The sequence below is a fragment of the Chloroflexota bacterium genome (assembly GCA_023475225.1).
In the GTDB taxonomy this organism is placed as follows: domain Bacteria; phylum Chloroflexota; class UBA6077; order FW602-bin22; family JAMCVK01; genus JAMCVK01.
The window spans coordinates 1-10,906 of the sequence record JAMCVK010000018.1; the positions used below are offsets into that span (position 1 = coordinate 1).

The window sequence follows — 10,906 nt, forward strand, 5'->3', positions numbered from 1 at the left end:
ACCGGCGATGTAGCGATTGGGATGACTGAGGCGGGAGAGGACGGAGGAGTAGGGACCGGAGCCATCAACCACAATGCCCTTCTTGATGTTGGGTGGCCAGCCACCGGGATAGTTGACCAGGATACACTTCTTACCTGCCCGTTCCGCCGCCTGCCAGATGTACTCAGCCCGCGATAACTGGTTGAGGTTATTCTTAGCGATGTTAGGAAACTTGGGGAAGATGTTGGGTCCCAGATCGTGGCGTACCTCGAAAGGTTCACCCTGAAAATGGACGCCGAAGGTGTTGTTGCCATGTGTGCCCGTCCAGGCGCCGGTAGCCAGGGAGGTCCAGTTGGTCGGTGTATCCACGGGTGGCGAGGAGTACATGGGTGAGAAGACCCCCTCGGCCATCAGTTTGGCGAAGGTGGGCATATTGCCCTCAGCCACGAACTTTTCCACCATCTCTGGCATCAGGGCATCCAGTCCGATGAGGATGACCCTCTTGGCCTTCCCGAAAAGCATAATTGATTCCTCCTAATACTTTAGTATATGCCAGTATATGCCCTCATCCCCCTGCCCCCTTCTCCCGCCTTGCGGGAGAAGGGGGAGAATAGAGGTTTGGGGATACCTCAAGCCCCAGCAGAGGGGCGAAGCCCCTCTACACTCCCTCAATCCGCGGGAGAAGGGGGAGATTTGCTAGGGCGGAGCCCTACCCTTCTTCGAAGGACTCCAAGGAGGGGGTGCCCTCCTTGACTTCCCCACCGGGGAGAATTGGCGATATTCCTAATCTGGGGGAAAATGCTCTCATCCCCCTTCTGGACTACCCCTTGCAGGAGGGTGGATCTAGGCTGTATTCCGTTTCACTCCCAGTAGTGGGGCTGCGCCCTCCTTGATCACCCCTTACTCCTGCGGGCGAAGGGGGGAGATTTGCTAGGTCGAAGACTCTTCGAGGCGGAGCCCTATCCTTCTTCGAAGGACTCCCAGGGTAGTGGGCTGCGCCCCTTCTCCTACTGGACTACCCCCCTCCCCCTCCCTTGGGAAAAGGGGACATCAGGCTAAGGGACATTCCTAGAACCTTGCCTGAGAGGCTCTACCCCTCAGGACTCCCCCGCTATTCGACCCCTTTTACTTCGAAACCCCAGCGGTCGCTTATCTTTTCTCAGCCAGCAGCTTGTTACATTGCTGTGTCAGCTCTTTGGTTGCTTCTGCTGGGCTCTTCTTGAAGGTGATCACCGCCTCAGTGGCGTTATTGATATACTGGCGGATTTCATTCACGGCAGCCAGATTGGGCATCTCGCGCTGGGTGTAGGGCATGATATCGAATGCCCCCCTGTTGACCGGGTCGGCAGCCAGGTATTCCTTGAACTTGGGGTCCTCGACGGCCGATTTGCGCAGCGGCACAAAGTCGCCAGCGACAGCCCATTGCACGGTCGCCTCACGGCTCGTCCAGAATTTGGCAAACTCCCAGGCGGCCAGCTGCTTCTCTGGTGTGCTCTTAAAAATGGCGAAGCCTGGTCCAAACATAGCTGTACTCGGCTTCTTATTATCAGCCGCTTGGGGGATCAGCGCTACATTCCATTTGAATTTGCCCTTGACGGCCTCTTTAAGGAAGGCCCGGTTGATAGCTGTCCGCATGACGAAGGCCACCTTGCCGGCGGCGAAGTCGTTGAAATCATCACCGATGGTGGGTACGATCTTGACCGCATAGCCGAGCTTTTCCTTGATGATGGTCTGCAATAACTCGTAGGTCTTCACCCCCGCCGGTTGGTCATAGAGTGTCGTCTTCCAGTCGTCGCTGAAGGGCTTGCCCCCGAAGGAGAACATTATGGCATTTATAGCGGAGGGGCCGGCCTGGATAGCATAACCCTCTTTGCCTATCTTCTTTACGGCCTTGCAGGCCTCCAGGAACTCATCCCATGTCTTCGGGGGAATAGTCTTAACGCCGGCCTCTTTCAGCATATCCTCGTTATAGTACATGATGAAGGCGTCGGCGCTGAAGGGGAAGCCGAACAGCTTATTGCCAACCTCGGGGAAATAGAAGCGCTCCACAATTTCGGGGAAGAAGTCGGCCATGCTTTCCTTGGAAAGCCCATATTTCTGGCTGGCGACATAGTTCTCCAGAGGCACGGCCACGCCGGCCTTGGCACAATTAGCGATCTGGTTCTCATAAAGTACGGCCAGGTCTGGTGTGGAGCCGGCCTGGATGCCGGCCATGACCTTTTGGAAGATCTGCGTCCAGTTGCCAGCGTACTCAGCCTTGACCTTGATGTTCGGATGTTTCTTCTGGAATTCATCGATGAGCGCCTGCTGCACCTTTGCTTGCGGTCCAGTCCAGGTATGCCAATAGACTATCTCCACCGGTCCCTTCAGTTCCACCTGATCCACTGGATTGGCAGGGGTGGGGGTGGCCGCTGGTGGCTTGGTTGGCGTCGGTGTAGCTGCAGCTACAGGTGCCTTAGTTGGTGTTGGGGTTGGGGCCGGCGCAGCTGGGACACAGGCGCTGGCGACGAAACTGAGCAGTAGAACGACGACGATCAGTTGCAACAGCTGTCTTTTCACAGCAAGTCTCCTTTCGCAGAATTAAAACACGGCACTTAAGGTACAAACAACTTCCGGTGTCTATAGTTTTGTTCATCACCCCCTGAAATCAGAGAAACGCTAAGTCTCAGCGGTGCTTAACGTAGTCTTTTCTTACGGCCAGACATTCTAGCAATGACGCATTTTTCGTAATGCGAAAAACCTTTGCGATAACATTATAAAGGCGGGCTGGAATATTTGTCAAGTATTTGTGCAGAGAGTTTCTGACAGGGACATTGACAGGAAGCTATGACCCAGGCATAATTTGGCTGTCCCGAGCCTACGAAATGATGGGACTAAAGAACGCCCTGGCCTACGGTGTGGAGATATTCACTCTCCTTTTGCTTACAGAGGAGACCGCCAGTTTCGGTCGGCTCGTTCAGGAGAAAGGGCTGAAGGCGGCCCTTGAAAAGTGGGATAGAGTGTTCAGAAGAAGGGAAGACTAGATGAAGAGATTGCTCATCGAAGGTGGCTCCATCTACACCTGCGACCCTGAGGATCGCTTTCTGGAGGATACGGATATCGCTATCAGCGATGGGCGGATAGAGGCGATCGGTAAACATCTGCCCTCACTTGGGGCGGAGTGCCTTGAGGCCACAGGCAAGGTCGTCATGCCTGGCTTGATCAACTGTCATACCCACCTGTTTCTCAGCGCCTTGCGTGGCTATGGTGAAGAAGGGGAGCTGTTCGCCTGGCTGCAGTCTCTTAACCCCCATATCGCTGCCATGAGCGAGGAGGATCGCTTCTATTCTACCTACTTCGGCTTCCTGGAGGCTGTACGGACGGGGGCGACTTGCCTGGTGGATTGTAGCCGAGCCTGGCCCTACGTCTCGGCCCAGATAGCGGCCGAGATGGGGGTGCGCCTGGTCTGCGGGGCTATGCCGTTGTCGAGTTGGTTTGGCACCGAGGTACCCGTTGATCTGGAATCTGTCGGGGATATGACCAGAAAGATAAAGGAGCAGTATAGTCGAGAGGGTTTGGTATCCGTCTTTATGGGGGCGCACTCGACCTATACCTGTTCAAGCGAGCTGCTCGCTCGCTCCAAAGAATGGGCCAACCGGCTGGGCATCGATTTTAATCTCCATCTGGCCGAGTCCAGGCGGGAAGTACAGGCGATACAGGAGCAGTTTGGCAAAACACCCGTGCAGTACGTTCATGATCTGGGCATCTTGGACGAGCATACCATCGCCGACCATTGTGTATGGCTGAACGATGAGGATATTCGTATCTTCAAGGAGAGCGGTGCCCGGGTGGCCCATTGTCCGATCAGCAACGCCAAGCTGGCTAGCGGTGTGGCGCCGCTACCGCGTTACCTCGCCAACGATATTCCAGTTGGCCTAGGCACTGACAGCATGGTCAGTAATAACAACCTAAATATGTTTCAGGAGCTGAAGTTCTCCCTCTTGCTTCACCGTGTTGCGGCTATGAGCCCGGAGGCATTGACGGCGCGACAGGCGCTACGAATGGTGACCAGCGAGGCGGCCAAGGTAGCCGGGCTTGGGGCAGAGATAGGATCGCTGGAGGTAGGGAAAAGGGCCGATATGCTTATCCTGGATGTACCTCACCCTGCCCGACTGACGAAAGAGTTGGCTCTCTCCCACCTGGCCTTTGCGACGAGTCCCACGGATATCAATACAGTCATCATTGACGGGCGTGTCGTAGTTCGGGATGGTCGGATTGTAAGCATAGATGAGCAATCACGGCGGCAGGAGATCTACGCCCACTTCCGCACCAGGCGCAGGGATTAGAGCCAGTATCCCAGTCCCTGGATGCCTCACCCTATTTAGACGGTGGCCGGCCCCCCCGATGCTTAAAGCCCCAAAGCGACAGCGGCTTACGCAGACCCCACAACGCCAGCAGGCTTTCTCATCGATGGCGATGACCTTGTCTGGCAAGGTGATTGCCCCATAGAGACAGCTGATCACACACAAGCCGCATCCGGTGCATTTCTCGGCGACCAATTGGGGTGGCTTGAGGGCGGCCAGGTTGTAGGTGGAGGTCGCTACCCGTTGCGTGCGCAGCTTTAGCGTTCGTCCCTGGACATCCGCAAGCGAGTGGTAGTCATGGGCATCCAGCCACTTATTCATCTCCTTAGCTACTCGACCGAAGATGGTTGGTCCTCTTAGAATAGCTGCCGTGCAGAGCTGTACCGCCTGTGCCCCGACCATCAGCATCTCAATCGCATCTGGCCCATTAGAGATGCCCCCGACACCGATGACCGGGATGTTGACGTTGCAGCAAACATCGTAGACACAGCGCAAAGCCAGCGCCTTAATGGCCTGGCCGGAGAGCCAACCATAACCCTCCTTGCCTCCCATTAGGGGCCGTCCGGTCTCTATATCAATGCCAAAACAAGGTCCCATAGAGTTGATGGCCACCAGTCCATCGGCTCCGGCCTCCTCGGCGGCCTTGGCCGCGATGATCAGGTCCCGCACCCCTGGGCTGAGCTTGACGAAGACAGGGACATCCAGGGCCTGCTTGGCTGCCTTGATGGTAGCTACCATCGGCCCTGGGTCCTCACCCAGATAATGGGTAGAGAGTTCAACGGCATCGGCGAACGGCTTTATCTTAGGGGCTAATTGCTTTATATCGTCGGCCGTGTAGCCGAGCCCAACGATGAGCGGTATGCCCCTCTGATTACACGCTTTCCTTATCGCTGGGTATTCCTTCTCAACCCATTCCTCAGGCGATAGCTCTGACCATAACTCCGTGTTGAGAAACCCACCCTTAATCTCGGCCATGTTGGGGGTAGGAACATCAGCGGCCTTAACTGATATCGTCTTGGTCACGATGCCTCCTGCTCCGCCCTCGATGGCGGCGAGACAGCGCGCTGCGTCGCGCACCGGGGGCCCGGCGGCGGGCATAACCGGATTGGGAAACTTTAAACTGCAGATACTTACACTAAGGTCAGCCATAGTACCTCCTCAAGCAGAATAAATTTAGGACAAGGCCTTCTCCACATCGTCCAGGCGTGGCTCGATGGACATGGGCGACCCCACCGCCTTCAAGGCGCTCTCGATATCCTTCAGTCCATTGCCCGTAGCCAGGAGCACGATCCGCTCCTTGGGGTCTATCCTACCTTGAGCCAACAGTTTCTGTAACGCGGCGAGGCTGGCCGCCGCCGCTGGCTCAGCGAAGACGCCGGTGCTGCGCGCCAGGGTGGTTATCGCTGCCAGGATCTCCTCGTCAGTGACGCTTACAGCGAAGCCAGCGGAGCGGCGGACATCTCTTACAGCCATCACCCCGTTGCGGGGCAGGGATACTGAGATGCTATCGGCCAGGGTGTTGGCCTCCACTGGCCTGATCGTGCCGTCCGACTCCAGGGCGAGCTTGATGGCCTGCGAGCCCTCGGCCTGGCAGGCGACGAGCTGGGGCAGGCGGTTGATAAAGCCCAATTGTTGCAGGTCGTAAAAGCCCTTCCAGACACCGCTAATGATGCAGCCATCACCGACTGGCACGAAAACCTTATCAGGGACCTCCCAGTGCAGCTGCTCGCAGATTTCCAGGGCTACGGTCTTTTTCCCCTCGACCAAATAGGGGTTATAGGCCGTGTTGCGGTTATACCAACCGAACCTTTCGGTAGCCTCGATACAAAGGTCGAAGGCCTGATCGTAAGTCCCCCTCACGGCGAATACCTTCGCCCCGTAGACGAGCAGCTGGGCGATCTTGGCCTTGGGGGCCTTCTCTGGGACAAAAATGTAGCTCTTCAGTCCCAGGGAGGCGGATGCCCCGGCCCACGAAGAGGCGGCGTTCCCTGTAGAGGCGCCAGTCACCTCCTTGGCCCCCAGCTCCAAGGCCTTGACTATCCCTACGGCGCTGGCCCTATCCTTCAGGGAGGCGGTAGGATTGCGTCCATCGTCCTTAACATATAGCTCTTCAAGGCCTAGCTGGCGTCGGAGGCGTTGGACTGGATAAAGCGGGGTCCAACCAACCTGAAGGGGTGGAAACCGTTCAGTGTCGCTGATGGGCAGCAGCGGAGCATATCGCCAAAGGCTTCTCTCCGCATTCTTGGCTAGCATCTCCTTGGTGAAGCGCTGGGCGATGTAGGGGTAATCGTAGATGACCTCTAGGATTCCTGCTGGCCCACAGGCGAGGCAGGTATAGAGTGTCTCTGTGGGTGAGAATTCTCGTCCACAGAGGACACATTTCAGATGGCGCACATTACGTGGGCTGTGCGTTGGCGAGATATGCGGCGTTGTCATAATAGATGATCTCCCATCTCAATATTCGCTCCTTTCTATAGGTGGTAGCGTTGCCCCGTTGCTAAATCTGTTTAGATTCACTGAGGGAAAGCCCAGGCGCTTAAAACTCAGCCCGTGGAGCGATCTCTCCCTCTTTCGTTTTCCTGTATGCGGCCACGATGCTTTGAGGTGCGGCCGGCAGTCTGGTTAGTCTCACCCCGATGGCGTTGAAGATGGCGTTGGTGATGGCCGGCGCTGTTGGTATGGAGCTCGCCTCCCCAACACCTTTCGCCCCGTAGGGACCATCCGGATGAAAGGCTTCGACGATCAGCGAGGATATCCCTGGGGGCACGTCCATCGCTGTAGGTATCAGGTATTCGTGCAGATCCCCAGTCTTCGTCACCCCATTCTCCAAGACGAGCCTCTCCATAAGGGCATTCCCCAGCCCCATAGCACAGCCACCGTGGATTTGTCCCTCAACTAAGGTTGGATTAACGGCCCGGCCCACATCGTGGGCGGCTACCAGAGAAAGCACGTCCACCTGACCTGTCTCCGCATCGACCCTCACCGTAGCGATTTGCGTGGCGAAGCCGTAGGCGAAATGGTAATCAAAACCTTTTCCAATGGGCGTGGTCGCCGGCGCATGGTATTCACTGGCACCCAGGGTACGCAAACCGGAGTCGTAGGCCCAGCTTAACACCTCCTTGATGGGGATAGCCTTGGAGGGGTCCTTTCGATTGCGGAACTGCCCATTGGCCACCTCTATATCTTCTTTCGCGCCCAGCTCCTTGGCTGCTAAATCCAGGAGCTTATCTCTAGCTTGCTCGGCCGCCATCTTAACTGCGTTCCCGCTGATGAAGGTCTGGCGAGAGGCAGTAGTGGGTCCACCATTGGGGCTGTCATAGGTATTGCCACAGGAGACCCGAATCTCCTCATAGGGTACGCCCAGTTCTTGGGCAGCAATTTGGCCCAGCACTGTGGTGAGCCCTTGCCCCACATCGGCCGCTCCTGTCTTGACCACCAATCTCGCCTCGTCGTCAAGGGTGACGAGGGCACAGGAGAAGTCATCGACCCCTACACCGAGTCCCGTATTCTTGTAGCCGCAGGCGATGCCCCAACCAACGTTTGGGCCCGCTGGCTTCGGCAAGCGGTTGAAGGCCTCAACCGCTTTTTGGATCGTCTCCTTAAGCCCCACGCTGGCCTTAAGCGTTTGTCCTGTGCCTAATCTCTTCCCTACTTCGACAGCATTGCGTAGCCTGATCTCAACGGGTGAAAGCCCAAGCCTCCGGGCCAGGATGTCCATCTGTTGCTCAGCGGCGAAATGGGCCTGGGTCACCCCAAAGCCACGAAAGGCGCCGGCTGGGGTGTTGTTTGTATAAACGGCATAGGAGCGAATCTCGGCATTAGGTACGGCGTAGGGGCCGGCGATGTGCACGGCCACACGACCGAGCACCGGTATACCCAAAGAGCAATAAGCCCCTGTATCACCGATGATGTGGGCCTCCAGAGCAGTTAAGCGCCCCTCTTTGGTCGTCCCTAGTTTGTGCCTGATGATCATAGCGTGCCGTTTGTCATGAACGAGGATCGACTCCTCACGTGAATAGACGGTTTTCACCGGCTTGCCAGTCTTCAGGGCCAGGATGGCCAAGTGGGCTTGCACGGTCAAGCTCTCTTTGCCACCAAAGGCGCCTCCGGTGTAGGTGTGAAAGATGCGGACCTTGGATTCGTCCATTTTCAGGATGCTGGTCAGTTGATGGAGGTCATCGTAGGGGTTCTGACTGCCGACGTAGATGCTTACGCCCCCATCGGGATCGGGCACGGCCAAACCGGCCTCCGGTTCCAGGAAGGCGTGCTCCTGGGTTGGAATCTCGTAGGTATTCTCCACGATCACGTCTGCCTGTCGAAAGCCTTCGGCTATGTCGCCTATTCTGATCTCATATTGCTTGAGGATATTACCGCCCTCGTGAACCTTTGGCGCATCCGGCTCCATCGCCTGTAAGGGCGAGGAGACGACGGGTAACAGTTCATAATCGACTTCGATGGCCTCCAGAGCAGCCTCCGCTATCTCTGGAGAGACGGTGGCCACCACAGCTACCGGATCGCCGAGGAAACGCACCTTATCCCCACAAAGGACCGGCTGATCGTGAATGATAAGCCCATGGGCGTTTTCCCCCGGTACATCTTTGGCAGTGATCACAGCTGCAACCCCAGGCATGGCTTCGGCCTTGCGGGTGTCGATGTGGCGTATTCTGGCGTGTGGATAGCGAGCCCGGAGTGTCTTAGCGTAGAGCATCCCCTCTCGTGATAGGTCCCCGGCGTATTTGGCCAGACCAGTTACTTTCTCTAAGGCATCGTTACGGGCTACCGGCTGACCGATCATAGCCTTAGTCCTCCTTTACGATTCGTATTTTACTGGGAAGAACGCCTATCTCTGCTAGTGAGACAGCGGATATGGAGTGCTTTGTTAAGTTTTACTCAACGAAGGGGGCAGAATGTATGTTAGTATTGTACAAAGGGTTCACCTGTTAGTCAAGGCCACTAGAAAAAATCTGAGGACAAAAGAGCCGTTGAAAGCTTGACAAGCCTTGATTCTTCCTACTATAATTTATGCAAAACCTTTTCACTTTGCGAAAAGAAATGATTACTTCAGTTCGACCGACGTTGAGGAAAAGTAAGTCCATCCAGAGTGTGGCGCGGGCCTGCGCTGTCCTGAGGGCGTTTAACATAGAGGAGCCTGAGCTGGGCATCACTGAATTGAGTAAAATAGTTGGACTCACCCCGGGCAGTGTCTTTCGCCTGGTAGCCAGCTTGGAATCGCAGGGCCTCCTGGAACAAAACCCCCAGACAGGTAAGTATCGCCTGGGATTTGATCTCTTCATTCTGGGCAGTATTGTGCTCAGTCGGATGCGACTAGGGAGGGAGATTCGACCCCAAATGGAGCAATTAGCCAAGGAATCCGGCGAGTCGGTCAATTTGGGGGTGCTTCATCAAGGACAGGTCGTCTATGTGCAGAAGGTTGAAAGCACACAGCCCATACGGGCGATCTTTCAGGTGGGCGGAAGTGTGCCAGCCTATTGTACGGCCCTGGGCAAGGTTCTACTTGCCTGCCTGACTGAGGATGATCTGTCTAAAATCATCCAGAAGAGGGGATTAACGGCTTACACCCCTCAGACCATCACCTCCCTGGAAGAGTTGAAAAGGGAACTATGCCTTATACGTTCGCAAGGCTTCGCTCTCGAGGTGGAAGGGTTCAACATTGGATTGAGCTCCTTGGGTGCCCCTGTCAGGGACTATACTGGCCGGGTTATTGCTGCGGTGGCCATTTACGGGCCAACCCAACGAATAGTCAGCGATAGGCTGCCCGAGCTACAAAAGTTGGTGATGGAAACGGCCAAAACCATCTCCTACCAGTTAGGTTACTTTTCGGCGGATATAAACGGACTGCTTGACTGGTCTTGATGCCCGTTCAGTCCAGGCATTTCGACGCTGATATGGTGCTTACTCCGCAAGGAAGAGTCCTGAGAGGTGGTCAAGGAGCTCGCTGAGGAGGGCGATGGCCTGCTCAGTAAGAGGAATAAATTAAGAGCATAATAAACTAATTTTGGCTGGACTAATGGGTGGTTTCCCTTAGCCAGCGAATAATGGAGGTTGGATTGTGGGTTCTGCAAAGGTAAAGAGGGTCATCCTCATTGGATTGGATGGGCTGATGCCGGAGATGGCGGAGAAGTTCGTGGCTGAGGGCAACATGCCAGCCATCAAGCGTTTGATGGCCGAGGGGGTCTACTCGCCCATGTACTCCTCGCCACCTGTAGATACACCGACCAATTGGACAAGCCTGGGCACCGGCGCCTGGACGGGCACACACGGCGTTAACTCTTTTGGCATACATTTCCCAGGCGAACCGTTTGATCAGGTGCATCGGGTGAGCGAAAACATCTTCCCCAAGTTCCCCAACATGGCCAAGGAGACCCTCAACCAGTTATCGCGGGCTGAGTACATCTGGCAGGCGGCGGAACGGGCAGGTAAGAAGTGTATCCTGGTCAACTATCCCGGTGGCTGGCCACCCAACATCAAGAAGGGCATCGTGGTTGATGGCTCCGGTCCCTACTCCTCCGTCCTCTCCCGCCTCAGTCATCCCAATCGCTACATCGCTGGTGGGGATGAGGTGC

9 protein-coding genes are annotated in these 10,906 nt (G+C 56.0%); 4 read left to right on the plus strand and 5 right to left on the minus strand.

Annotated features, from left to right (window positions below):
* Together M1136_03585 and M1136_03590 are read right to left on the minus strand one after the other, a co-directional pair.
* A partial coding sequence (locus M1136_03585) for an alkaline phosphatase family protein (GenBank protein ID MCL5074722.1) occupies positions 1-501 on the minus strand: 501 nt, incomplete at its 3' end.
* A 627-nt stretch (positions 502-1,128) separates the two neighbouring features.
* Positions 1,129-2,538 (minus strand): ABC transporter substrate-binding protein, encoded by a 1,410-nt coding sequence (locus tag M1136_03590; protein ID MCL5074723.1) that lies wholly within the window; start codon positions 2,536-2,538, stop codon positions 1,129-1,131.
* A gap of 254 nt (positions 2,539-2,792) precedes the next feature.
* Between M1136_03590 and M1136_03595 the strand changes: the two genes are divergently transcribed.
* Entirely contained in the window at positions 2,793-3,002 is a 210-nt protein-coding gene (locus M1136_03595) for a hypothetical protein (protein ID MCL5074724.1), read from the plus strand.
* Positions 3,003-4,304: an amidohydrolase gene (locus M1136_03600; protein MCL5074725.1), complete on the plus strand. Its 1,302-nt coding sequence runs from the start codon at positions 3,003-3,005 to the stop codon at positions 4,302-4,304.
* Here M1136_03600 and M1136_03605 read toward each other — a convergent pair.
* The 3 genes from M1136_03605 to M1136_03615 form a co-directional block, all read right to left on the minus strand.
* Positions 4,254-5,471, minus strand: a complete 1,218-nt coding sequence (locus tag M1136_03605) for a 4Fe-4S binding protein (GenBank protein ID MCL5074726.1) — start codon at positions 5,469-5,471, stop codon at positions 4,254-4,256. The genes M1136_03600 and M1136_03605 overlap by 51 nt on opposite strands.
* Before the next feature lie 24 nt (positions 5,472-5,495).
* Complete coding sequence (locus tag M1136_03610) at positions 5,496-6,758, minus strand: threonine synthase (GenBank protein ID MCL5074727.1); 1,263 nt, start codon at positions 6,756-6,758, stop codon at positions 5,496-5,498.
* A gap of 100 nt (positions 6,759-6,858) precedes the next feature.
* Entirely contained in the window at positions 6,859-9,117 is a 2,259-nt protein-coding gene (locus M1136_03615) for a molybdopterin-dependent oxidoreductase (GenBank protein ID MCL5074728.1), read from the minus strand.
* Between the two features lie 257 nt (positions 9,118-9,374).
* Here M1136_03615 and M1136_03620 point away from each other — a divergent pair, with 257 nt between their 5' ends.
* Together M1136_03620 and M1136_03625 are read left to right on the plus strand one after the other, a co-directional pair.
* Entirely contained in the window at positions 9,375-10,196 is an 822-nt protein-coding gene (locus M1136_03620) for an IclR family transcriptional regulator (GenBank protein MCL5074729.1), read from the plus strand.
* A 196-nt stretch (positions 10,197-10,392) separates the two neighbouring features.
* On the plus strand, positions 10,393-10,906 hold a 514-nt coding region (locus M1136_03625), incomplete at its 3' end, for an alkaline phosphatase family protein (protein ID MCL5074730.1).